This is a genomic window from Halosaccharopolyspora lacisalsi (assembly GCF_014137975.1).
In the GTDB taxonomy this organism is placed as follows: domain Bacteria; phylum Actinomycetota; class Actinomycetes; order Mycobacteriales; family Pseudonocardiaceae; genus Halosaccharopolyspora; species Halosaccharopolyspora lacisalsi.
In genome coordinates, this window is the sequence record NZ_JACGWZ010000001.1 from 1306260 (window position 1) to 1330292 (window position 24033).

The 24033-nt window shown below is 67.9% G+C and carries 19 protein-coding genes and 2 pseudogenes; 11 read left to right on the forward strand and 10 right to left on the reverse strand.

The window, feature by feature from the left end; genetic code table 11:
- Positions 1 to 23 precede the first annotated feature (23 nt).
- From FHX42_RS06400 to FHX42_RS06420, 5 genes are all read right to left on the reverse strand, one after another.
- A complete protein-coding gene (locus tag FHX42_RS06400) occupies positions 24 to 293 on the reverse strand; it encodes a phosphopantetheine-binding protein (protein WP_182543166.1) in 270 nt (89 codons plus the stop codon).
- Entirely contained in the window at positions 293 to 1825 is a 1533-nt protein-coding gene (locus tag FHX42_RS06405) for a class I adenylate-forming enzyme family protein (protein ID WP_182543167.1), read from the reverse strand. Before FHX42_RS06405 ends, FHX42_RS06400 begins: the two co-directional genes overlap by 1 nt.
- Positions 1825 to 2688, reverse strand: coding sequence for a 4'-phosphopantetheinyl transferase superfamily protein (locus FHX42_RS27670; RefSeq protein WP_182543168.1), 864 nt, complete (start codon positions 2686 to 2688; stop codon positions 1825 to 1827). Before FHX42_RS27670 ends, FHX42_RS06405 begins: the two co-directional genes overlap by 1 nt.
- Positions 2685 to 3962, reverse strand: a complete 1278-nt coding sequence (locus FHX42_RS06415; RefSeq protein WP_182543169.1) for a type III PLP-dependent enzyme domain-containing protein — start codon at positions 3960 to 3962, stop codon at positions 2685 to 2687. Before FHX42_RS06415 ends, FHX42_RS27670 begins: the two co-directional genes overlap by 4 nt.
- Positions 3963 to 4030: 68 nt before the next feature.
- Positions 4031 to 4537 carry a GNAT family N-acetyltransferase gene (locus FHX42_RS06420; protein WP_182543170.1) on the reverse strand — a complete coding sequence of 169 codons (507 nt, stop codon included), beginning with the start codon at positions 4535 to 4537 and terminating at the stop codon, positions 4031 to 4033.
- A gap of 517 nt (positions 4538 to 5054) precedes the next feature.
- Here FHX42_RS06420 and FHX42_RS06425 point away from each other — a divergent pair.
- Positions 5055 to 6098: a GlxA family transcriptional regulator gene (locus FHX42_RS06425; protein WP_182543171.1), complete on the forward strand. Its 1044-nt coding sequence runs from the start codon at positions 5055 to 5057 to the stop codon at positions 6096 to 6098.
- Between the two features lie 135 nt (positions 6099 to 6233).
- On the opposite strand, the gene FHX42_RS06430 is transcribed toward FHX42_RS06425, so the two are convergent.
- From FHX42_RS06430 to FHX42_RS06440, 3 genes and pseudogenes are all read right to left on the reverse strand, one after another.
- A complete protein-coding gene (locus FHX42_RS06430) occupies positions 6234 to 7556 on the reverse strand; it encodes an MFS transporter (protein ID WP_182543172.1) in 1323 nt (440 codons plus the stop codon).
- A 558-nt stretch (positions 7557 to 8114) separates the two neighbouring features.
- Positions 8115 to 8871 (reverse strand): annotated as a pseudogene (locus tag FHX42_RS27675) (transposase family protein).
- A gap of 527 nt (positions 8872 to 9398) precedes the next feature.
- Positions 9399 to 9953, reverse strand: a complete 555-nt coding sequence (locus FHX42_RS06440) for a TetR/AcrR family transcriptional regulator C-terminal domain-containing protein (protein ID WP_182543173.1) — start codon at positions 9951 to 9953, stop codon at positions 9399 to 9401.
- 103 nt (positions 9954 to 10056) lie between these two features.
- Here FHX42_RS06440 and bioB point away from each other — a divergent pair, with 103 nt between their 5' ends.
- The 5 genes from bioB to FHX42_RS06465 all read left to right on the forward strand — a co-directional run bounded on the left by bioB (position 10057) and on the right by FHX42_RS06465 (position 15390).
- Complete coding sequence (gene bioB, locus FHX42_RS06445) at positions 10057 to 11130, forward strand: biotin synthase BioB (RefSeq protein WP_182543174.1); 1074 nt, start codon at positions 10057 to 10059, stop codon at positions 11128 to 11130.
- Positions 11130 to 12392: an adenosylmethionine--8-amino-7-oxononanoate transaminase gene (locus FHX42_RS06450; RefSeq protein WP_182543175.1), complete on the forward strand. Its 1263-nt coding sequence runs from the start codon at positions 11130 to 11132 to the stop codon at positions 12390 to 12392. Before bioB ends, FHX42_RS06450 begins: the two co-directional genes overlap by 1 nt.
- Positions 12389 to 13528 carry an 8-amino-7-oxononanoate synthase gene (locus tag FHX42_RS06455; protein WP_182543176.1) on the forward strand — a complete coding sequence of 380 codons (1140 nt, stop codon included), beginning with the start codon at positions 12389 to 12391 and terminating at the stop codon, positions 13526 to 13528. The genes FHX42_RS06450 and FHX42_RS06455 overlap by 4 nt, the downstream gene beginning before the upstream one ends.
- Positions 13525 to 14199: a dethiobiotin synthase gene (gene bioD, locus FHX42_RS06460; RefSeq protein ID WP_182543177.1), complete on the forward strand. Its 675-nt coding sequence runs from the start codon at positions 13525 to 13527 to the stop codon at positions 14197 to 14199. The genes FHX42_RS06455 and bioD overlap by 4 nt, the downstream gene beginning before the upstream one ends.
- A 339-nt stretch (positions 14200 to 14538) precedes the next feature.
- On the forward strand, positions 14539 to 15390 hold the full coding sequence (locus FHX42_RS06465) for a BCCT family transporter (RefSeq protein WP_220479555.1): 852 nt from the start codon (positions 14539 to 14541) through the stop codon (positions 15388 to 15390).
- A gap of 137 nt (positions 15391 to 15527) precedes the next feature.
- Here the strand turns inward: FHX42_RS06465 and FHX42_RS06470 are convergent, their stop codons facing one another.
- Positions 15528 to 16742 carry a bifunctional 3,4-dihydroxy-2-butanone-4-phosphate synthase/GTP cyclohydrolase II gene (locus FHX42_RS06470; protein WP_182543178.1) on the reverse strand — a complete coding sequence of 405 codons (1215 nt, stop codon included), beginning with the start codon at positions 16740 to 16742 and terminating at the stop codon, positions 15528 to 15530.
- Positions 16743 to 17148: 406 nt separating this feature from the next.
- Between FHX42_RS06470 and FHX42_RS06475 the strand changes: the two genes are divergently transcribed.
- From FHX42_RS06475 to FHX42_RS06495, 5 genes are all read left to right on the forward strand, one after another.
- Positions 17149 to 18450 carry a flavin monoamine oxidase family protein gene (locus FHX42_RS06475; protein WP_182543179.1) on the forward strand — a complete coding sequence of 434 codons (1302 nt, stop codon included), beginning with the start codon at positions 17149 to 17151 and terminating at the stop codon, positions 18448 to 18450.
- A gap of 42 nt (positions 18451 to 18492) precedes the next feature.
- The gene (locus FHX42_RS06480) at positions 18493 to 18996 is read left to right on the forward strand and encodes a flavin reductase family protein (protein WP_220479557.1); all 504 of its coding nucleotides are present in this window, start codon (positions 18493 to 18495) and stop codon (positions 18994 to 18996) included.
- Between the two features lie 41 nt (positions 18997 to 19037).
- Positions 19038 to 20567, forward strand: a complete 1530-nt coding sequence (locus FHX42_RS06485) for an aldehyde dehydrogenase (NADP(+)) (protein ID WP_182543180.1) — start codon at positions 19038 to 19040, stop codon at positions 20565 to 20567.
- A gap of 297 nt (positions 20568 to 20864) precedes the next feature.
- On the forward strand, positions 20865 to 22253 hold the full coding sequence (locus FHX42_RS06490; RefSeq protein WP_220479560.1) for an LLM class flavin-dependent oxidoreductase: 1389 nt from the start codon (positions 20865 to 20867) through the stop codon (positions 22251 to 22253).
- A gap of 33 nt (positions 22254 to 22286) precedes the next feature.
- Positions 22287 to 23075 carry a 2-keto-4-pentenoate hydratase gene (locus FHX42_RS06495; RefSeq protein ID WP_182543181.1) on the forward strand — a complete coding sequence of 263 codons (789 nt, stop codon included), beginning with the start codon at positions 22287 to 22289 and terminating at the stop codon, positions 23073 to 23075.
- A gap of 166 nt (positions 23076 to 23241) precedes the next feature.
- On the opposite strand, the pseudogene FHX42_RS26435 reads toward FHX42_RS06495, so the two are convergent.
- A pseudogene (locus FHX42_RS26435) lies at positions 23242 to 23940 on the reverse strand (SDR family NAD(P)-dependent oxidoreductase).
- Between the last annotated feature and the right edge of the window lie 93 nt (positions 23941 to 24033).

Here is a 24033-nt window from a genome sequence, read left to right on the forward strand (position 1 = left end):
TGTCGCAAACGTGCGGCGCTGCGTCAGCTTCCGGCTGGTGCCGCGGCGCTGTCACCGGACGACGCGAAGTCGATGAAGGTTTCGACGGTCTCGAAGTCGTCGACGTCCAGGTCTTCCGGGTCGATCACCAGCCCGATGGACTCCTCGAGCGCCATGAGCATCTCGAGCATGGTGGTGGAGTCCAGGTGCAGGTCCTCGAAAAGGCGGACGCCACCGGTCAGCCCGGTCACGGGACGCTCCAGCACGTCGGTCAGGGCGGTCTCCAGGGCTGTGAGCACTGTGTCGCGGTCCATTAGTTCTTCTCCTTTACTGTGGGTACCGCCCGGTCCTCGACCAGGGCGACGATCTGTGCGCGGTCGAGCTTGCCGTTGGCGTTGGTCGGCAGCGTCGGAAGCACGACGCAGCGGCGAGGGATCTTGAAGGCTTCGATGTGTTCGTGCATGCGTTCGGTTACTTCCTCACCGGTGATGTCGGACTCGACGGCCAGCAGCGCCGGGCGCGTCTCGTTCGGCGGGATCAGGGCCACCGCATTCACCCCGTCGACACGACGTGCTGCGGATTCCACCTCGGTGGCGCTCACGCGGAAACCACGTTCTTTGTAGATGTCGTCGCGGCGTCCGGAGAAGTAGAGGTAGCCGTCGTGGTCGCGCCATCCATAGTCACCGGTGCGGAGTTCGGGGAACAGTCCCTCGACGCGGGGAAAGCGTTCGGCACTCAACTCGGGGCGTCGCCAGTAGCCGGCCATCACGTGGGGGCCGCGCACGACGAACTGCCCCAGCTCGCCGGGAGGGAGTCGTTTGCCGTCGTCGTCGAGGATCAGGACCTCCGTGCCCGGCAGTGGAAACCCGCAGGAACCGGGCCGGTCCAGATCGCCGTCCGGGGGCATGATCGCGGTGCGTTTGCACTCGGTGAGTCCGTACATCACTTGGATGCGCAACCGGGGGAGGGTCTCGCGCAGTGCCGCCATGGTGCCCTCGGCGAGGGCGGCACCGGTGTTGGTGAGCAGCCGCAGACGCTCGGGCTTGTCGGTGCTGCGCCGCAGTAACCAGGCGAGGCGGTCCGAGACTGACGGCACGCCGGGAAGGACGGTGGCCGCACTGTGCCGCAGGTGGCGCAGCAGGGGCGGGCCGGCCTCGGCGTGGGTGCCCAGCCACAGGTGCGCACCGCTGAGGGCGGCCAGAAACACCTGGTACAGCCCGTAGTCGAACGACAACGGCAGCGGGCAGTAGACGACGTCGTCATCGCGATACCCCAGGCACGACTGGATGGCGCGGGAGGCGAACAGAACCTGCTGGTGCGTGCTCACGACCGCCTTGGGCATCGACGTCGTGCCCGAGGTGTAAATCAGGCACACGGGATCGACGGAGAGCACGTCCTCGTCGAGCCGGGTCGGGTCCGCGGACTGGCTTCCCGGCTCGTCCACGTCGGAGGAGAGTCGAGCACTGGGCAGGTAACGGACCCGGTGCTGCTGAGCCGTGTCGCCGTCGTCGGCGTCGTCGGAGACCACGAGGGCGGGTTCGCTGTCCTGGAGGACATGGGCCAGCGGCTCTCCGCGGACGTGCTCGTGGAGCACGCTGAACGCCGCTCCCAGCCGCGATGCGGCGTAGACCAGGGTCGTCACGACGAGCCCGTCGGCTGCCTTTACGACCACGCGGTCGCCACGGGACACCCCTTGGTCCTGGATACGGCGAGCGGCGCGGACGCTCGCTACGGCCAGTTGACGGTACGTGCAGCTGCGGCCGTGGGCGGTTACGGCCGGCTCGTGGGGGGTGCGGTCGGCGGCGTCGTCGAGCAGTTCGTGCAGGAGGTTCGGCGTCTGAGCCATCAGTCCTCCCCGGAGGCTGCCGTGACCTTCTGCGCAGGGACCACGGTGGTGGCGGTGGCGCTGCATACCAGTCGCGGCTCGTCGAGTCGTCGAGCCCGGCTGGGACGGTCGGCGGGATCGGCGGCGATCACCTTGTGAGCCCGGAGGTCCACGACGCGGCGGAGCCGGGTTTTGCTCGTGAGTCGTGCGGTGGCCTCGACGTAGTCGCCCGGTGCAACCGGTGCGGTGAACTTCACCGCCGAGTACTCCGACAGGAGACCCTCGTCGCCGTCGGTCCGGATGGTGATCTCGGTGACGAGGTCACCGAAGAGCTTGAGGATGTGTGCTCCGTCGACGATCCCCCCTCCGTAGTGGGCGTCTTCCTGACCGATGCGGACCCGGAGGAACGCGGTGGTCGTGGTGTCCTCGCCGGTGTTTGGCGCGGTCATGGGCGTGGTTTCCTCCGTTCGTGGCGGGAGAGCGGTGGTGCCGGTATGCGCCGGGGGGAGCGGAACCGCAACGGCCGTCACCACGGTGTCTTTGTGCGAGATGGACAGAGCAAGGTCCGTGGAAGGCGACGGCAGCTCGGCTGCGGCTCCTTCGAGCCGCACCTCGGGAGATCCGTCGTCGGCCTGGGTCACGCAAATCTCGCGAGGGGCCACCCCCTGCAGCAATCCTTTGCCCATAGCCTTGAGCACGGCCTCCTTGGCGGCGAACCGTCCCGCCAGGAATTCCCGGCGGCGTTCGGCCCCGAGCTCGTCGGCGCGGCCGATCTCCTCCGGGGCATAGCAGTAGCGCAGGAACCACGCGCGCCGGAGCAGTTGATCGAGCTCGGTGCTGTCGAGGACGTCCACACCGATGCGGGCGGAGCCTTGCCGGGTCATGACGCCCCCACGAAGTCGACGAGATGCTGCTTGGCCAGCAGGTCTTGCGTGGTGTCGCGTTCACGGACCAGCAACGCACGACCACGGTGGACGAGGACTTCGGCGGGGAACCCCTGGCTGAGGAACAACCCCGGTGAGGCTGTGGGCCCGTACGCGCCGGAACGTTGCACGCCGATCAGATCGCCCGGTTCGACCCGTGGCAAGGCGACCTTCTTGGCCACGATGTCGTTGGGCGTGCACAGCGGCCCGGTTACGGAGTACCGCTGCAGTGGTGGTTCGTCCGGTCTTGTGAGGTGATGTATCGGAAAGTTGCGTTTGACGAAGCTACCGATCCCCACAGCCGCCATGTGGTGGTTGGTGCCACCGTCTGCGACGACGAACGACTCGCCCATAGATTCCTTGACGTACCGGGCTCGCACCACGTAAGTGCCCGCCGCGGCTGTGAGGTAGCGCCCCAGCTCCGTGACGAGCCGGCACCGGGGGTGGCGCTCGGCGAACGGAAGGATCACTTCCCGCAGCCGAGCTCCCAGCGCGTCGAGGTCGAGCTCGTCTTCGTTGTCGAAGTAGGCGACGCCCAGTCCGCCTCCGACGTCGACGATTTCCAGGGGGATGCCGAGCTGGTCGGCCAGCCTTTCGGCCGTATCCAGAATCCGACCGGTGTTGTGCACGACGTCGTCGTGATAAAGGAACCTGGTTCCCATGTAGGCGTGGATGCCGATGACCCGGATGTGGCGCAGGTCGGCGACGAACCGCTTGGATTCGGCGACCACGTCCTCGTCGACACCGAACTGGCGGGGTTTGCCGCCCATCGCCAGGCCGGACCCCTTGGTGCTGAACGAGGGGTTCACCCGCATGACTGCGCGGCAGTCGCTACCCCCTCGTCGTGTCACCAGTTCGTCCAGGAGGCGTAATTCGTCCAGCGACTCGCACACCACCGCATGGATGCCCGCATCGAGGCAGGCGTTGAGATCATCGGAGTCCTTGCCGGGACCGAGGAAGATCACGTTCTCCGGGCGCACCCCTGCTCTGAGCGCGGTCACCAGTTCGGCTTGGGAGGAGACCTCGGCGCCCGCACCCAGCGCACCGAGGAAGGCGCACACGCTGATGTTCGGATTGGCCTTGAGCGAGAAGAAGATGTCGAGCTGTTTCGGAAGGCGATCACGGAGATCTTGGTAGGTTTCTCGTAGGATGTCGGTGTCGTAGACGAACAGGGGAGTGCCGAACTCGTCTGCGATCTCGGAAATCGAATTCCCTTGGACGCGTGTCTCGTGCATGTCTCGGCGAGCCTTTCGGCGGTGCGGGACAGTATTTTGGATTTTCCCCGGTAGGGGTGAGCTGGCCGCTACGACTCCGGCGCCAGTGGTCCGATGCGGTAAAGAATCTCGTCGTGATGCTCCTCGGGGAAGTAGCTGGCGGGAAACAGCACGCTGTTCTCGATCTTGGCGGAGCGTGCCTTGGCGAATCGCCTGAGCACCATGATGATGGGCTTGTTGTTGGCGGAGACGGTGGCCTCGACGAAGTTCGCCCCCTTGGCGATCTGCTGCTCGGCGGCGTGCTTGAAGAGGTTGACTCCCAGGTCGGGAACGCCGTGTCGAGGCTTGACGGCCTCCTGCCAGACAACATAGGTGTCTGGGGCCTCCGGGCGCCTGTATCCGTTTAAAAACCCCACCACCTCCTCGTCGATGGTGGCGACGAGAGACTCCTGCGCGAAGTCCCGGAACCACATCGTGTAGTAGTAGGGACTGTTGGTGTCGAGTCGCCGGTCCTTGTCCACCATCTCCCATACGGGTAATCCGTCGTCCGGGGTCGGAACACGAAAAATGACCTCACTGCGATGATCGGAGCTCATGTGCGACACCTCCTCGAATCCGTGATGTGGAACACATCGGAATTATAAAGTACTCGTTCGGAAAAACTGGTGCAATATGCTGTTCGTAGTAATATCGGGTGACACGTCGTAATTACTTGCCGCGCTGGCGGGTGCCGCTCCGAGCGAGCGGGCAGATCCACTGTTCGGATGTCGTGCAGTACGTATCCAATATTGAATGGCCCGATCGAGCGCGACGAGATCTCGTTTGGCCACGAATCGAAAGAATCCCGCCGAGTCCTCCGGGCCCGGGTCGGGGCGAGACCGTCGGCAACGCGCGGGAGCGCCCCATCGCCTCAAGGCCGCGTCCGGGGCGACTCCACGACCCGGAGAAGATTCGCGCACGTCAATCGACTTCGTGGAGTGCGGGGACGCCGGTCACGTCCACGCGCGGATGGTCGCGCACGAGTGTCCTGCCGTGTGCCGAGACGACTCCGCGGCGGGGCTCGGACCCTGTGCGTCATGGCTTCCCGCTTGCTCGGGGTGTAAGAATCAAGCCATGGTTGCAAAGAATCGAGCCAGATCCGCTTCCGCGGACTCGGGTCGGCACCGGGTAGCTGTCTTCGTCCGTGACGGCCTGCTGCCGATGGAACTGGGACTGGTCCACCAGCTTTTCGGGCAGGCCAGATCGGAGGCGGGGGAACCGCTCTACGAATTGGTGACCTGTGCCTTGAGGCCGGGCCACGTGCGAACGGACACGGACTTTCCCATCGTCGTCGAACACGGTCCGGAGGTCCTCGGTGAGGCCGACACCGTGATTGTGCCGGCCTCCCACGAGTTCGACACCACTGAGACAGAAGGCCGACTCAGCGGGCCGTTGGCCGACGCCGTGGCCCGTATCAGGCCCGGAACACGGATCGCCTCGATCTGCACCGGTGCTTTTCTGGTCGCCGCTGCGAACCTGCTCAACGGTCGCCGCGCCACGACGCACTGGAAGTCCGCCGAGCACTTCCGCAAGCTCTACCCCTCGGTCAGGCTCGAGCCCGACGTGCTCTACATCGACGAGGGGTACGTGCTGACCTCCGCCGGTGAGGCCGCCGGTATCGACCTGTGCCTACATATGATCCGCAGCGATCACGGCTCCGCGATCGCCAATGACGTGGCCCGGGCGACTGTCGTGCCTCCGCACCGCGACGGCGGCCAGGCCCAGTTCATCAAGAGTCCCGTACCCGAGCCGGAGGGCTCCTCAACCGTCAAGGCCCGCGCCTGGGCGCTGCAGAATCTGCACCGCCAGCTCAAGATTAGCGATCTGGCCGGCCAGGAGTTGATGAGTAATCGGACCTTCACTCGTCGTTTTCGCGAGGAGGTCGGTATCTCCCCGGGGCAGTGGCTGTCCCAGCGACGTCTGGAGCACGCCCGTCAGCTTCTGGAGGATACGGAGATGTCGATAGAGCAGATCGCCGACAGCGCGGGCTTCGGCACGGCCACCTCGTTGCGTCAGCACTTACAGACCGCGCTGGGCGTTTCTCCGAGTGCTTACCGCAATACGTTCCGCGGGACGTCAGTGGTCTCCGGTGCCGACGGTGGTGATCGGCTCGGATGACCAACCCGGACGAGTCCTCCGGTTCGTTCTGCTCGACGAGCGGTGCGATCGCTCGGTGAACCCGGCGTCGTGCCACCGTCGGTGATGCTGTCCCGCAACGGTCGGACCCACCGCCGTCGTGCGCGGTGCCTCGGCTCAGCCGGTCTCGACCGCTTGGTGCTTGCTCGCGGCGAGATTGCTGCCGTGTTCATCGGTGTCATGGCGCTTGATCATCAGTGCCAGCAGGCCCGCGATCACGCACAACGCGGCGGAGACGATCCAGACCGGCGCGTAGGACCCGAGCGATTCCCGCATGATCGAAGCGGCCAGGGCCATCAGGCCAGCACCGACCTGATGCGTGGCGTTGACCCAACCGAACACGATGGCACCGTTGTCGCCGTAGAAGCGGCGGCACAGTTCGATCATGGGAGGTACGGTGGCCACGTCGAGCACTCCGAAGGCGACCATGAAAAACACCACCGAAGGCTGCACCGTCGAGGCCAGCAGTTGCGGCAGCAACAGTAGCAGGACGCCCCGCAGAGGGAAGTAGAGAGCGTGCAGCTTGCGCGGGTCGTAGCGGTCGGTGAGCCAGCCCGAACCGATGGTGCCCACCACGTTGAAAATGCCGATCATCGTCAGCAGCGAGGCCGCGACCGTGATCGGCATGCCGTGGTCGCGCGCGGCGGGAACGAAATGGGTCCACATGATGCCGTTCGTGGTAGCTCCGCAGATCGCGAACGTGGTCGCCAGCAGCCAGAATTGACCGGTCCTGGCGGCTTCGACAAGTACGCGCACCGTGCGACGGGCCGCACCCGGATCAGCAGCCGGTTTGGGGGTGAACTCACCGGCCCCGTAGGCGGTCAGCCCTACGTCGGCGGGATGGTCGCGCAGCAGCAGCCACACCAACGGTATCGTGATCAGTGCGGTCAGTGCCAGAGTCACGATGGCGGAACGCCACTGGTAGTGAGCGATGATCCAGGCCAGCAGCGGCAGGAAGACGAACTGGCCGAACACGCTCGCGGCGGTGAGCAGGCCGGAGACCACCCCGCGGCGCCGGACGAACCAGCGATTGGCCACGGTCGCAGCGAAGGCCATCGCCATGGACCCCGTGCCCAGACCGATGAGCAGGCCCCAGTAGAGGATCAGCTGCCAGGCCTCAGTCATGATCGTGGTCAACGCCGCGCCCGCTGAGATGATCGTCAGTGCCCCAGCGATAACGCGTCGAATGCCGAAGCGGTCCATCAGGGCCGCGGCGAACGGTGCCGTCAACCCGTAGAGCACCATGTTCACCGCCACCGCGATGCCGATCGTGCTGCGGGACCACTCGAACTCCTGGTGCAGCGGGTTGACCAGCAACCCGGACATGGTGGAGAAGGCGCCCGCGCCGAGAATCGCCAGGCAAGCACCGAGAGCCACCCACCAGGCGCGATGCACGCGCGACCCGCGTACGGGCGAGGAAGTTTCGATACCTTGTGTCATCACAGGTCATGGTCGGGGTGGTCCTCCCCGGTCACGAGTGGCTCGATAGCCATAATGAGAAAAAATCGAGCCAACCTGGTTGTCGGGATAGGGCGCCCACCCGGACAGCTGCTGGACGATCATGTGCAGATCCTCGGCGGGCACCGGCGCTAGGTAGTCGGCGAAGGCGTCGTCGCTGACTACGGGGGAGGGCGCCACGGTCGATGGGGCGAGCTTGTTGTCGCGCTCTCCGTGCGTAGACCAGCCAGCTGACCACCCCGCCCGGCCACACCGACGCGCCATCACCGATCCACGGGTGCATCGTCAGCTCACCGTCCCAGCAGGAGTGGCAACGATCCGGGCGATCCACAAGGCACTGCGGCACCCACGCCCGTGACGATCTCGGCAGGCGAGATCAACGAGGTGAGCACATTCGGTCTCTTCGGGTTGATGTGCGGTAGTCACAGAACAGCGCCCAGCGACTCGCCGCCCCATCGCTCACCTGGCCGACACCACCCCATCCACTGAGGCACACCGAATCCTCACTCGAGGAAGACAGTGAGGCCCTTACGCTTGGGTTCAGTCTGCGTGGATGAGGGTTTGGACGGCGTCGATCAGTGGGGTTGCGTGGTGCGGGCAGGCTCGGATCCGACGCGGGATTTTCCAGCTTTTGAGCTGGGCGTTGGCTCGTTCGTCGGGGCCGCGTAACCGGGCGTTCTGGTTCGCCGACTGCCGCGGGCGCTCGTCGAGGCCGTCCTCGCGTGCTCGGCGGCGTTGGGGGACTTCGACGCTCGCGCCGGCTCCGCGGTAGGCGCTGCCGGTGATCACGCGGGTCTCGGCGGCCGCCAGGGCGTCGATGAGCTCGTGTTATCGCGCCGCGCCTCTTTCGTGCCGGGCTCCGGACAACGCCGGTGAGACCCAGATCAGCTGCCCGGTCGGGTCGGTAACGACCTGCACGTTGACCCCGTGGCGCTTGTGTTTTCCTGAGTAGAACGAGCGATCCCGTCCCGAGGCCATGCCGACACGGTCGATGCGCAGCAGCGTGCCGTCGAGGATGACGAGCGCTTTCCGTGCTGCGGTCGTGATCGCCTCGCTCAGCCCGGCCGTCTGAGTGGCCAAGACCGCGAGAGCTTCGCGGATATAGCGGAGTACCGTCGTCGTCCCGATGCCGAACCCGACTGTGAGGTCGGTGTAGGTCTCGCCGTTGCGGAGGTGGGCCAGCACCAGCAGCGCCTGTTGAGCTGCTTCCAGCCGCCTCCGGCGGGTTCGGCGTGTCCGCCGCTCGTGACGTAACGCCTCGGCCGGCGTGTTCGGTGCGCGAGGAGGACACCGACATCCCCGGCGGGGGTGAGAAAGTCTCTCGAAGCTCCTGGCACGAACAGAGTTGATCTAGTCGATCCACTCGTCCACCAGGAGCTTCGCTCAGCTCCGCACCCAGCCCACTCGGTCTGGCAGTCCTTTCCCGGCAAGTGGAAAAGGCTCAGTGTCCCCGGGAACGGTCTATTGTCGCTGCTTCCGGCGGTGAACCTGACTGTCCGCGCGAGCGGGAACGGTCTACGGGCGCTCTCGGCGTCGGGGTCGTCGTCGTTGGTCGCGCAGCACGCTCAGTGCTGCGACGGTCTCGTCGGGGTCAGATCTCGCAGGGTGAGGGTTCCTCGGCAGCCGACATCGCGAGCTGTCGCCGGTGGAGGAGAGCTCCGATGGAGGCGAGTTGAGCGACCATGGCCAACACTGCACCGTGCTCGGTTTGCAGCTTGTCGTAGAGCGCCCGCAGTGCGGTTCGTCAACGCGCTCCGCGGGAGCGGCCATTCCTCTCGATCACTTCGTTGGGCGTAGCCGGACGAGCGGCGTCTTTCGGTGCGGTTACCTGCTGGCCTTGAATCGGAGACCGTCGAGCACCAGCTCGAGCCCGCGCTCGAAGTCGGCCGGTCCCCCGGGTGGACGGTCGATCGCCCCGGCGCTCGTGGCTTGCAGCGCGGTCTGTTCCTCCGTGGTGTGCCCGAAGACGAGGTGCAGGAGGGCGCGGGTGGCGACGTCGACGAGGTCGTCGGGCAGGTTGCCCTCCCGCAAGGTCTGTCGCAACTGGCTGGCGGGTTCGTCGGCGCCGAGGCCGAAGGTGTGCGCCGTGACGACCACCTCGGCGCCGTCCCGGTAGGCGAGCATCGTGTCCCGGAGCTCGCCGCAGAGCTCGACCACGCGCCGGTCCCACTCCTTCGCTCGCCGGGGTCGCCGGCCCCGGCGCACGATCTCGTCGGCGACCGCGGCCAGCAGTGTCTGCTTGTTCGGCACGTGGTGGTAGAGCGCGCTCGGCTGCACGCCGAGCTCGGTGGCGAGTCGCCGCATCGTCAGCGACTCCAGTCCGTACTCGTCGAGGACCGCGATCGCGCGGTCGATGACGTCGCTCCGGTGATGGCGCACGCGAACCCTTCCCGTTTGACCGATCGATCCTCCCGGTCTAACCTGAACGCTGTTCAGGTGAACAGTGTTCAGGTCACTCTACCAGCCGACACCGGGAGAAGTGATGAGCTCCACCTTCCAGCAGCTCGCCGATTCGGTCCTCGTCGGGACACCGGCCACCCACGACGACGCCCTCGCGGTGCTGCGCGCCGACGAGGCCGAGCTGATGTCCCTGGTAGCGGCCGCCGGCCGGCTGCGCCGGGCGCACTTCGGCAACACGGTGAAGGTGAACTACCTGGTCAACCTCAAGTCGGGACTGTGTCCGGAGAACTGCAACTACTGCTCGCAGGCGCTCGGTTCCGACGCCCCCGTCCTCAAGTACTCCTGGCTGTCCCGGGACGAGGCGCTCGAACAGGCCGGTGCCGGGATCGAGGGTGGGGCCGGCCGGGTGTGCCTGGTCGCTTCGGGCCGGGGACCGTCCTCCCGGGACGTCGACAAGGTCTCCGACATGGTCGGGGCGGTGAAGCGGGAGTATCCCGACGTCGAGGTCTGCGCCTGCCTGGGCTTCCTCTCCGACGGCCAGGCCGAGCGGCTCAGGGGCGCCGGTGTGGACGCCTACAACCACAACATCAACACCGCCGAGAGCAACCACGGCAACATCGTCCAGACCCACACCTACGCCGACCGCGTCGACACCGTGGAGAAGACGAAGGGGGCTGGGCTCTCGCCCTGCTCCGGTCTGATCGCCGGGCTGGGGGAGACGGACGAGCAGCTGGTCGAGGCCCTGTTCGCGTTGCGGGAGCTGGACTCCGACTCGATCCCGGTCAACTTCCTGATGCCGTTCGACGGCACGCCCTTCGAGAACACCTGGGAACTCACGCCCGCGCGGTGCGTGCGGATCCTGGCGGTGGCGCGGTTCGTCTGCCCGGATAGGGAGATCCGGATCGCCGGCGGTCGCGAGATGCACCTGCGGTCGTTGCAGTCGATCGCGCTGCACGTGGCCAACTCGATCTTCCTCGGTGACTACCTCACCTCCGAGGGGCAGGACGCCAAGGCGGACCTGGAGATGATCCGGGACAACGGCTTCGTCGTGCTGGGCTCGGAGGAGGAGCTCGCCCAGCGGGCCGCCCGGCCGGATCCGGTCGATCCGTCGATCCGCCGCCGCGGGGCGGGCACCGACGTCCTGCCGAACGCCTGATGACGATGTCCGAGGAACTGCTCGCGTTCGACCGCGAACACCTGTGGCACCCGTACACCTCGATGACCGACCCCACGCCGACGCGGCTGGTCACCGGCGCCTCCGGCAGCCGGATCAGCATCGATGGCGTCGGCGAGGTGGTCGACGGGATGGCGTCGTGGTGGTCGGCCATCCACGGCTACCGGCATCCGGCCCTCGACGAGGCGGTGCGCCACCAGCTCGACCGGATGTCGCACGTGATGTTCGGCGGACTCACCCACGAACCGGCGGTGCGGGTGGCCCGGCGCCTGATCGACCTGACACCGGCCGGCCTCGGCCGCGTCTTCCTCGCCGATTCCGGGTCGGTGAGCGTCGAAGTGGCGATGAAGATGGCGCTGCAGTACCAGCGCGGTGCGGGCCGGCCGGAGCGGACCCGGTTCCTCACCGTCCGCGGCGGCTATCACGGCGACACCTTCGACTGCATGAGCGTGTCCGACCCGGACGACGGCATGCACGCGATGTGGTCCGGTGCGCTGCCGGAGCAGGTCTTCGGCGCACGCCCACCTCGTTCGGACGGTGATGTCGACGCCTGGGCCGCGGGTTTCCACGCGCTCGCGGCCGAACACGCGGACCGGATCGCCGGGCTGGTCGTGGAGCCGCTGCTGCAGGGCGCCGGCGGGATGCACCCCTATCCGGCCGAGTGCCTGCGGGTCTTCCGCGACGTCGCCGACGAGCACGGGCTGGTGCTGGTCTTCGACGAGATCGCCACCGGGTTCGGCCGCACCGGAACGCTGTTCGCCGCCGAGGCCGCCGGGGTGACGCCGGACGTCCTGTGCGTCGGCAAGGCGCTCACCGGCGGTTACATGACGATGGCCGCCACGCTGTGCACGGCCGAGGTGGGACGCGGTCTGTCCACGAGCGACTCCGGCGTGCTCATGCACGGTCCCACGTTCATGGGCAATCCGCTCGCCTGCGCGGTCGCGTTGGCGAGCCTGGACCTGCTGGCCACCGGTGACTGGGTGGACGACGTGCGGCGGATCAACACCGGCCTGCAGGAGCTGCACGAGATCGACGCCGTGGACGTGCGCGTTCTCGGCGCGGTCGGCGTGGTGCAGCTCGATCACGAAGTCGACCGCGAGGCAGCGACGGAAGCGGCGCTGGCTCAGGGAGTCTGGTTGCGCCCGTTCCGCGATTTGATCTACACCATGCCGCCCTACGTGTGCACCGACGAGGACCTCTCCGCCATCTGCGCGGGGATCAAGGCCGCTGCGGAGACCGGATGAGCCGCTGGGCCGAGTGGTTCGCCGAGCAGAGAGCCGCGCGCGAAGAAGCCGGACTGCAGCGCACGCTGCGGCCACGTGGGGCCGACGAAGACGTCGTCGACCTCGCCGGCAACGACTACCTGGGGTTGAGCGGGCACCCCGATGTGCGGAAGGCCGCCGCCGACGCCGCGCTCTCCTGGGGCGCCGGAGCGGGTGCTTCCCGCCTGGTCACCGGCACCACCACGCTGCACGCCGACCTGGAGCGAGAACTCGCCGAATTCACCGAGCGCGCTGCGGCGCTGGTCTTCTCGACCGGCTACCAGGCCAACTTGTCCGCGGTGAGCGCGCTGGCGGACAAGCACTCGCTGATCGTCTCCGACGCGCACGTGCACGCCTCGCTGATCGACGCCGCGCGGCTGTCCCGGGCGGCGATCGAGGTGGTCGGCCACAACGACGTGGCCGCGGTCCGGGCCGCGCTGGCCGGAGCCGGTGACCGGAGGACGATCGTGCTGACCGAATCGATCTTCTCCGTGCTCGGCGACACCGCCCCGCTCGTCGACCTGGCCGCGGCCTGTGCCGACCACGAAGCGCTGCTCGTCGTCGACGAGGCGCACGGGATCGGAGTGGCCGGCGACGGCGGCCGGGGACTGGTGCACGCCCACGGGCTGGCCGACCAACCGCACGTGGTGATGACCGCGACGCAGTCGAAATCGCTCGGCGCGATGGGGGGAGCGGTCCTCGGCCCCGTCGAGCTGATCGACCACCTCACCAACCGGGCCCGCCCGTTCATCTTCGACACCGGGCTGGCCCCGGCTTCCACCGCCGGTGCGCTGACCGCCCTCCGACTGCTGCGGCGGCGGCCCGATCTCCCGCCGCGGATCCACCAGCGTGGTGGCGAGCTGGCCGACCGGCTCGGCGTGCCGAGGTCGGCGGGCGCCGTGCTCTCGGTGCCGATGACGTCACCGAGGGCCGCGGTCTCCGCGCAGGCCGCGGCGCTGGCGGCCGGAGTCCGGGTCGGGTGCTTCCGGCCGCCCTCCGTCCCGGACGGGATCTCCCGGCTCCGGATCACCAGCCGGATCGGCCTCGACGACGAACGCTGGGCGCGCGCGGTGGACGTGCTGGTCGGCGTCGTCGACGACCACCGGAGGCAATCGTGATCACCATCGTGACGGGAACCGACACCGGCGTCGGCAAAACCGTGGCCACCGCGGCGCTCGCTGCCCACTTCGGACCACGTGCGGTCGTCGTCAAGCCCGCGCAGACGGGCATCGGTACCGACGAACCCGACAGTTCCGTCGTGCAGCACCTGGCCGGTTGCGAGGTCGACGAGTACACACGGCTCGAAGACCCGCTCGCACCGGACACGGCCGCCCGGCTGCGCGGCATCGAGATCCCACCGATCAACGAGCACGCCGCCCGCGTCCGCGAGCTCGCCGAGACCCGCGACACCGTGATCGTCGAGGGCGCCGGCGGTCTCATGGTCCGGCTCGATACCGACGGCGGCACCCTGTCGGACCTCGCCACCGACCTCGCCCGGGATCACCCGGTGCGGGTGTACGTCGTGACCCGGGTGGGCCTCGGCACCCTCAACCACACCGCACTCACCGTCGAAGCGCTGCGTTCACGAGGCGTGGAACCGGCGGGACTGGTACTCGGCGCGGTGCCGGATGCGCTCGGTCTGGCCGAGGAGTGCGCTCTCGCCGAATTGCCCCGCGTCACCGCGGTGCCGATCGTGGCCGCCCTCCCCGAAGGGGCCGGCGGTCTCGATCCGGAGCACTTCCGGGAGCGAGTCGACTCGTGGCTGGCAGGTTGCCTCGCGGGACAGTGATCCTCGACAACCGTGGGGTGGACGACGTGCAACTCATCCGGAGCCGTGAGGCACCAGCGGCATCGGTGTGGACCGAGAACGCCCGCCGCTCGCACGCCGTCCCGGGACGCTTGGACGCCGGCACGGTCTGGGTGAACTCGCATCTCGTCCTGGCCAACGAGGTCCCCTGGGGGAGGTTTCAAGGGTTCCGGTTACGGCCGGGACCTGTCGATCTATGCTCTCGACGACTATTCCCGCACCAAGCACGTCATGCACAATCACGGGCGCTGACCGCTCCGGCCTGGTGGTGAAGGACCGCTGGACGGGCGAGGGGCGACGCGAACTGCCCCCTCGCCCGCGGTGGTGCCGCGACCGCTGTGCGCAACCGGGCCGAAACGGCTGCGCACCCACGACTCCTGCTCACTCGTCGTCGACGTCCTCTCGCACGGAGGCCGCACTGAGACCCCGCGGGTGCCCCGCCTGTTCTGGGCCGTGATCACCGGTGTGGCGGCGGCCCTGCTGCTGCTCGCCGGTGGCGAAGCCGCGCTCACCGTGCTGCAGGTCAGCTCGATCGCCAGCGCGGCACCACTGTCCGTCATCTACGCACTCGTCGTGATCGCACTGGCGCGGATGCTGCGCTACGAGATGGCGACCATGCCCCGCTACGTACGCGTCCGCCCGCGCGCCACTCCGTCAGCGCTCGTCTCGACCGCGCGTCAGCAGGCCGACGACGAGGAAGAGCTGCAGCGCAACCTCCGCGGACTGCTCAAGGCGCAGAGCAACGGCACGCCGTCACGCGGCAACCTCAAGCACGCCTCAGCGGCACTCGGCGGGCTCGCGGTGTCCCCAGCCGCGAAGCCGTCCACATCGACGACGAACGGCGTGGACACCGGTGTGCTGGCCGTCTACGACGTACCGGCGCGTGCCACCACAGTGGATGCGGAAACCGGCACCATCGCGAGCGACGACGACTCCGCGTTCCGGAACCCCATCGGGGGTGAAGTGTTCGACCCCGGAGTTCACCGCCTCCGCCGTCGGGGCCGAACACGAGACCGAGCAGCTCCTCCGGAAACACGCCTCCGACAACGGTCACTGACGACCCCGAAGCAGTCGATCACCGCGGGGCGCCCGCATGAGCGCAACGGGGGTTCGCCAGCAGCGGTACGCTGGCGAACCCCCGTACTGCATGAGCCGGATCGGCCGGGGAAGTGAGGGGGCCGTTCGCCGACACCGACCCGGTGAACGGTCGGTGCTTTGCCCCGAGGGCGTCATCGACGACGGGGTGTGATCATCCAGCGCCGCCGGACGGATGGCCGATCGTTCTGGAACGAGTCGTAGGGCGCGGAGGATCAGGCGAGCTGCTGGAGCAGATGCCCCATGCGGTCGCGCTTGGCCACCAGGTAGTGCGTGTTGTGCTCGTTCGGCTCGGACTCGACCGGCAGGCGTTCGCTGATCGTGATCCCGCAGTCCGCGAGGGCGCGGCACTTGTCGGGGTTGTTGGTCAGCAACCGCACCGAGCCGATGTCGAGCTCGGTGAGGATGCGGGCCGCGGGGATGTAATCCCGGCTGTCCACCGGCAGTCCCAGCGCCCGGTTCGCCTCGAGGGTGTCCATGCCTCGGTACTGCTGAAGCTCGTAGGCGCGGAGCTTGTGGCCGAGGCCGATCCCCCGCCCTTCGTGTCCGCGCATGTAGACGATCACTCCGCGGCCGGCGGCCGCGACGGACTCCATGGCCATGCGCAGCTGGGAACCGCAGTCGCAGCGCAGTGATCCGAGCAGGTCACCGGTGAGGCACTCGCTGTGCAGGCGTACGAGGACGTCCTCGCCGCCTTCCACATCACCCATCACCAGCGCGAGGTGTTCGACGCCGTCGGCTTCGGACCGGTGGGTCATCGCTCGGAAGGTCCCGAGCTCGGTGGGGATCGTGGCTTGACCGGTCAGTTCGACTCGGTCGTCGTGATTGCGCTTCCACTCGATGAGCTCGGCGATCGAGATCATCGGGATGTCGTGTCGCACGGCGAAGTCGTCCAGTTCGGGACGGCGCATCATGTGCCGACGGTCGGGGGTGACGATCTCGCACAGCAGTGCGGCTCCGCTCAGCCCGGCCATGCGGCACAGGTCCACGCCGGCCTCGGTGTGGCCTGACCGCTGCAGGACTCCTCCGGGCTTGGCGCGCAGGGGCATGACGTGACCGGGCCTGGCAAGGTCGGCGGGTTCGAGCCGCGGATCCGCGAGCGCACGGGTGGTCTTCGCGCGCTCGGCCGCGCTGATCCCCGTGGTCGTTCCGTGCCGGTAGTCGACGCTGACGAGGAACGCGGTGCCCTGACTCTCGGTGTTGGCCGAGACCATCAGGTCCAGCTCGAGCTCGTCGGCCCGGTGCTCGTCGATGGACACGCACAGGAAACCCGAGGTGTGTTCGAGGAAGAAGGCGACCTCGTCGGTGGTCGCGTGCTCAGCGGCCATGATCAGGTCGCCTTCGTTCTCGCGGTCCTCGTCGTCGACGACGAGGACCTTCCCACCGACCGACAGCGCGGCGATGGCTTCGGCAATTCTCGGCGAGGTCATCGATCTTCTCCTGCACACGTGTATCGCTCGGGCTGGGGTTCACCGCGTCACCGGGCGAGGTCGGCTCCTGCGCTTGCCGTCTCGGCCGTCCGACGGACATGCCGCAATTAGGCGTTCATAATATGAACGTAAAGTTCACTAATAATGACACCATCGCGAGTCTTCGTCAAGAAGATGCACCTATACGCCTGCTATCTCTCCAATCGGGCTCTTGACGAACTCGGCGAGCAAGGTCACAATATCGACGCAGTGTTCGTATAATGAACATACCGTTCGTTTTGAGGGTGAGTGGCTCGCGGTACTCCGGTTCCGCGGATCGTGAGGCGACTGTCGACCCCACGGCGAGCGCTCGATCCGCAGCAGCGATACCCGGACGTGAAACCGACTACGAGGGAGTGCTGTCACCGTGACCGAGGAAGCTGACGTCGTCGTGGTCGGGGGCGGGATCGCCGGCCTGATCACGGCCCGCGAGCTCAGCCGCCACAACTTGAGCGTCACCGTGCTCGAGGCCAGGGAACGGCTCGGTGGTCGAGTGTGGACCGACCACCGACTGGGCCATGACTTGGAGATCGGCGGCACTTGGCTGCATTGGGTGCAGTCGCACGCGTGGGCGGAGGTGACGCGCTACGGCCTCGACGTCACCCGGGGGCCGCGTCCCGAGGAGGCGTACTGGCTGGCCGGGGACGAGGTCCGCACGGGCACGCTCGACGGGTTCATGGAGCTGATCGACCCGGGGATGCGGCGACTGTTGGACCCGACGATGAGCTGGGTCCCGCGGCCGGATGCGCCGTTGTCGGCGCCTGAGTTGGAGTCGGTGGACGGTTTCAGCGTCCAGGACAAGCTCGACGAGCTCGACCTGCCAGTGGAGGAGTACCGCGCCAACGAGGCCGCCTGGGTGGGGCATCTCAACGCGCCGCCCGGGGACGCGGCGTTCACCAGTGCGCTGCGTTGGACGGCGGCCACCGCGGGCTCGTGGCATCTCATGCACGAGGCGTCGGCGGTGTTCCGTCTCGCGGGTGGGACCCGGTCGCTGGTGGAGGCGATCCGCGCGGACACCGACGCGGACATCCGGACGTCCACCGAGGTGCGCGGGATCGAGCACGATCCGAGCGGAGCGATGGTGACCACAGCGGCTGGAGGCCGGATCAAGGCACGCCGGGTTGTGCTGACGTTGCCGCAGAACATCCTCGGCGAGTTGGACGTCGCTCCCGGTTTGTGCCCGGAGAAGCGCGCCGCGAGCGCGGAGAAGACGGCCTCGAAGGGGGTGAAGGTCTGGATCAGGGTCCGCGGCCCGATCAAGCCCTTCTTCGCGTACTCGTCCGCCGCCCACCCGCTGTCGGTCGTGCGGACCGAGTTCGTCGGTGACGACGATGCCGTGCTGGTCTCCTTCGGGGCCGACTCGCGCAAGATCTCGCCGCACGACATCGACGCCGTCCGCGCCGCGCTGCGCGTCTGGCGTGACGACCTCGAGGTTCTCGAGGTCACCGGGCACGACTGGATGTCCGACCCGTACTCGCGGGAGACGTGGCTGATACAGCAGCCGCAGCAGCTCACCCGGTACTTCGCCGCGCAGCAGCGGCCGGAAGGTGTCCTGCACTTCGCGGGCAGCGACTACGCCAACGTGTGGGCCGGCTTCATCGACGGGGCGGTCGAAAGTGGGCTGCGCGTCGCCCGCGAGATCAGCACCGGCCTCGACGCCTCGCATTGACCCAACCGGCGACCGGCACCCGAACAGGGAGGGAACGCGATCATGACAATGCCGTCTCCAACGATCGAGCCACGTCATTTCCGGGACGTGATGGGGCATCTTCCCACCGGCGTCGTCGTCGTGGCCGGCCGCAGGGTGGACACCGGAGACCCCGCCGGACTCGTCGTCGGGACGTTCCAGTCGTTGTCGCTGGATCCGCCGCTGGTCAGCTTCAGCGTGGCGACGACCTCGAGCAGCTGGCCGAAGATCCGCCCGGCGGAGTACTTCAGCGCCAGCGTCCTGGCCGACGGGCAGAACGACGTCTGCCGGGCGATGTCGAGCAAGCGGGACGACAAGTTCGCCGCGGTGGACTGGAACGAGTCCACGGACGGTGCCCCGCAGATCTCCGGTTCGCACGCCTGGATCGACTGCAGGACCGTGCGCGAGCTGGAGGGCGGCGACCACCTCGTCGTGATCGCCGAAGTGCGCCGTCTGGAAGCCGGCGGCGGTGATCCCCTGCTCTTCCACCGAGGCCGCCTCGGCGGATACCGCGAGCTCCAATTCTGATCAGTTTCCCGCGTGCACGACGAAGTGAGAGCACACATCTGATGACCACCACAGCTCAACAGACCGAGCCTGAAGAGACCCACGACGAGATCGAGCGTCGCCTGGACGCCGCGACCGTCGCGACCGCCGACTGGGGGCAGCAACCTCCGAAGCAGCGGGCCGAAGCGCTGTCCGCGATCGCCGACGCGCTCGATGCCGAGAGTGCGACGCTGATCGCCGAGGCCGTGCGGGAGTCGGGGCTGCCGGAAGGCAGGCTCACCGGTGAGCTCAAACGCACGTCGGTGCAGTTGCGCATGTTCGCCGACGAGCTGCGCGACGGCTCCTACCTGCGGATCGCGCTGGACCGGCACGACCCCGACTTCGTCCTCGGCAACCGGCCGGACCTGCGCCGGTGGTCGACGCCGATCGGGCCGGTGCTGGTCTACGCGGCGAGCAACTTCCCGTTCGCGTTCTCGGTCGCGGGAGGCGATACCGCGTCCGCGCTGGCGGCGGGTTGCCCGGTCGTGCTCAAGGCACACCCCGGTCACCCCGAAACCTCCCGAAAAACCGCCGAAATCGTGCGGTCGGCCCTGGCCGCGAGCGGCGCACCGGAAGGCACCTTCGCCATGATCACGGGCCGTGAGGCGGGGGTGCGCGCTCTGCGGGATCCCCGGATCGCGGCGGGTGCCTTCACCGGCTCGGTCGCCGGAGGGCGGGCGCTGTTCGACATCGCCGTCTCCCGTCCCACCCCGATCCCCTTCTACGGCGAGCTCGGCAGCATCAACCCCGCCGTCGTCACCAGCGGTGCCGAACGGGAACGTGGTGAGCAGGTCGCCGCGGGCTTCGTCGGCTCGTTCACCCTCGGAGCCGGGCAGTTCTGCACCAAGCCGGGAACACTCCTGCTGCCCCGCGGAACCGCACTGCCGTCACGTATCGCGGAGCTGGCCGGCGACGTCGCGCCGGCCAGGATGCTCACCTCGGGCATCGCCGAGCGCTACCGGGAGCGGACCGAGGAGCTCGCGTCCGCGCCCGGGATCGAGGTGCTCGTGCGTGGAGCGGAGCACGACGACCCGTCCGGGGTACCGGCGGTCACACCGACCGTGCTGCACGCCGGTTCGGTGGAAAACCTGCTGAACAGCCCCGCTTTGCTGGAGGAGAATTTCGGGCCCTGCGCCGTGATCGCCGAGTACGGTTCGGACGACGAGCTGCATTCCGCGTTGGCTGCCGTGGAGGGCACGCTGACCGTCACCGCGCACACGGCTCAGGATCCGGACGAGGACGAGCGGCGGCGGCTCGGTCGACTGGTCCCGCTCGCTGCGGCCCGCTCCGGACGGCTCGTGTTCGACGAGTGGCCCACTGGAGTGGCGGTGACTCCGGCGCAGCAGCACGGCGGCCCGTACCCGGCCACCACCGCTGTCTCGCACACCTCGGTGGGCACCGCGGCGATCGACCGTTTCCTGCGGCCGGTGAGCTACCAGAACGCACCGGATTTCCTGCTGCCGGATGCGCTGCACGAGTCGAACCCGCTGGGACTTCCCCGAACGACGCACGAGGCGGGGAGCTCGCGCCGGTGGGACGCGCCGCGGAAGTAACCCCGACGCGCCCGCAGGTGGGCTCGCGGCTCACCGGCGGGTGGCTTCCCGCAGTTGCCACTGGCTGAGCCATCGCGGGCTCCCGCCCGGCCCGTCCCGGCGGGGCACCACGTCTGGGCCGGACCGGAATCCCAGCACTCCCACCGGATTCCGGGTAGCCGGGCCACCGCGGATGGGCCGTCGATCGCGTGACGGCCCCTCCGCCCCCGAGGAGAACCGTCCGGTGCGCACGGCCTTCGCCGTCGTACCTGCACCGATCCGCACACATACCTTCGATCCTGAGAACAGGAGCAGATGATGCTTTCTCGCCGCATGCGGCTGTTCGCCTTCGACTTCCAGGGCCCGGCGCATCTCTCCGCGGGGCTGTGGCGGCACGAGAAGGACCAGAGCGCGCGCTACAAGGACGTCCACTACTGGACGGAGTACGCGAAACTGCTGGAGCAGGGCCGGTTCGACGGCGTGTTCTTCGCCGACAACGTCGGCTACCACGACGTCTACCAGGGCAGCGCCGCCGGTGCGCTCGCCGACGGCGCGCAGCTCCCGGCCAACGACCCGGCCCTGGTGGTCTCGGCGATGGCCGCCGCCACCGAGCACCTCGGGTTCGGCCTGACCGGGTCCACCACCTACGACCACCCCTACGCGCTGTCCCGGAAGTTCAGCACCCTGGACCACCTCACCGACGGCCGGGTGGGCTGGAACCTGGTGACGTCCTACGCCGACAGCGCCGCGCGCAACCTCGGCAACGGCCAGCTGACCCCGCACGACGAGCGGTACGACGTCGCCGCCGAGCACCTCGAGGTCTGCTACAAGCTGTGGGAGGGCTCCTGGGAGGACGGTGCCGTCGTCCGCGACACCGACCGTTGCGTCCAGGCTGACCCCGAGCGCGTGCACGACATCAACCACCAGGGCAAGTACTTCAACGTTCCCGGTTTCGCCCTGTGCGAGCCCTCTCCGCAGCGCACCCCGGTGATCTTTCAGGCGGGCGGCTCGTCGAAGGGGCGTGCGCTGGCCGCTGCCCACGCCGAGGGCGTGTTCGTCAACTCGGTCTCCAAGTCGGCGCTCAAGCGGCAGGTCGAGACCCTGCGCGGTCTCGCCGCCGAGTCCGGGCGCGACCCGCGTGACCTGCGGGTGCTGCAGATGCTCAACGTCATCTGCGCCCCCACCGACGAGCAGGCGTACGCGAAGTACGAGGAATACCGCAAGCTGGTCAGCTACTCCGGTGCGATGGCCCGCTACAGCGGATGGACCGCCCTGGACATGTCCCAGTTCGACCCGGATGTGCCGCTGCGGCACGTCAAGACCGACGCCGGGCAGACCATGATCGACCTGTTCTCGAAGATGGACCCGGACAAGGAGTGGACTCCGCGCGACATCGCCGACTTCATCGGGATCGGCGGCAGCGGGCCCACCATCGTCGGTTCGCCGCAGACCGTCGCCGACGAGCTGATCAGCTGGGTCGAGGAGACCGACGTCGACGGCTTCAACCTCGGCCACGCCGTGAAGTACCAGGACATCGCCGACTTCGTCGAACTCGTCGTGCCCGAGCTGCAGCGCCGGGAGGCGGTGTGGACGGAGTACGAGGGCAAGACCCTGCGCGAGAAGCTGTACGGCCCGGGTGCCGTGCGGCTGCGCGACGACCACCCGGGCCGCAAGTTCGGCCACGCCGCACTCGGTGCCGGGCACTGACCCCCAAAAAAACCGGTCGGAAGGGAAGATCTCATGCAAGCAACGGAGCTCCACGAGATCGCGACAACACTGCGGGAAGCGCGGGTGAACCGCACGCCGGTCACCGCCCCCACGAAAACGTGGCAGGGACTCGACCCGGACAGCGCCTTCGAAGTCCAGCGGCTCAACGTCGAGACCGCTCTGGCCGACGGGGACCGCGTCGTCGGCTACAAGCTGGGCAACATCGCCAAGGCCATGCAGGCCGCGTTCGGCCTCGACCAGCCCGATTACGGGTACCTGCTGGCCACGATGTTCGCGTACGAGGGCACCACGATCGACCGTGAGCAGTTCATCGAGCCCTTCGTCGAACTCGAACCGGCGTTCATCCTGAAACGCCACCTGCGTGGGCCGAACATCACCGTCGCGGACGTCATCAACGCGGTCGAGTACGCGGTCCCCGCACTCGAGATCATCGATTCCCGGGTCCAGAACTGGGCGATCGAACATGCGGACACCCTTTCGGACAACGGTTCGACCGGCGCGGTCGTCTTCGGCGGAACACCTCGGCACGTCACCGAGCTCACGTTGAGCGATACCCGCGGCACCATTCGGTTCAACGGCCGCCACATGATGGAGGGCAACACCAAGAACATCCTGGGCAATCCCTTCGCCGCCACCGCGTGGCTGTGCAACAGGCTGGCCGCCTACGGCGCAGAATTCGAGCCGGGTCAGGTCATCCTCCCCGGTAGCTGCCTGGAAGCGGTGCCGATGAACGCGTCCGGACACTGGTCGGGCACCTTCACCGGCTGGGGAACGGTGGAGTTCGAGGTGTCCGGCGCCTGAGCGTTCGGACGAAAGCCACCAGTGGGCTCCGCCGCGCGCATGTGTCGGCGGAACCCACTGGTGGTAGTCGTACTCCCGGGGCCGAAGGCCACGGACGGACGTGAGAAGCCGTTGGGCAGACAATCAGCCGCCTCTGCCCAACGGCTTCTCACGTTGGGAAGGTCCGTCAGGACGGCGACGGCAGTCTCGCTGTCCTGCCGCCGTCGAGCACCACGGTCTCTCCGGTCAGAAAGCTCGCTTTGTCACTCGCCAGGTATACGGCGAGATCGACAGCCATCGCGCGAATCATCCCGTGAATGCCTGCCTTGGACGCGCAATAGGCCGCGTGCATGACCGGGGTTCGCTGCGGGCCCTTCGATCGAGCCGATGTTGATGACGCTTCCCCGCAGCGCCTGCGCATGTGCGGCAGAGCAGCCTGCGTCAGGAACAACTGTGCTCGCGCGTTGACCGCGAGCGTGAGATCCCACTCCTACGGCAGGAGGTCGGAGACACTGCGCTCGAACATGACTCCGGCGTTGTTGACCAGGATGCCGATGCCGCCGAGGTGCTCGACCACGCGCTCGACCACCGAGGTAGTCGACGACGAGTCGTTCAGGTCGGCGCGGGCGTGCGTGACATCCGGGTGAGTCGCCGGCGCAGTGTCCAGTGACCGACGTTGAACGACCGCCACCTGCGCTCCTTCATCCAGGGAGCGATCGACGACGCCGCGGCCTATTTCGCGCCTGCCGCCGGTCACCAGGGCGATTTTGTCTTCCGGCTGCAACGCGCTTCTCCTTTCGTTCCTTGCTCGGCTCCGCTGCGGCGGTGTAGCGAGCCCGCCTCGGGCCGTCGACGCGGTGAGCACCGCACACGAAGAGGGCACCACGCGCGGCGCGACGACACGGACAGCGCGCTACCGACTGAGCAACAACACGACGGCGCCCGATGTCGCTCAAGCAACTCGGGCGCCGTCATGCGG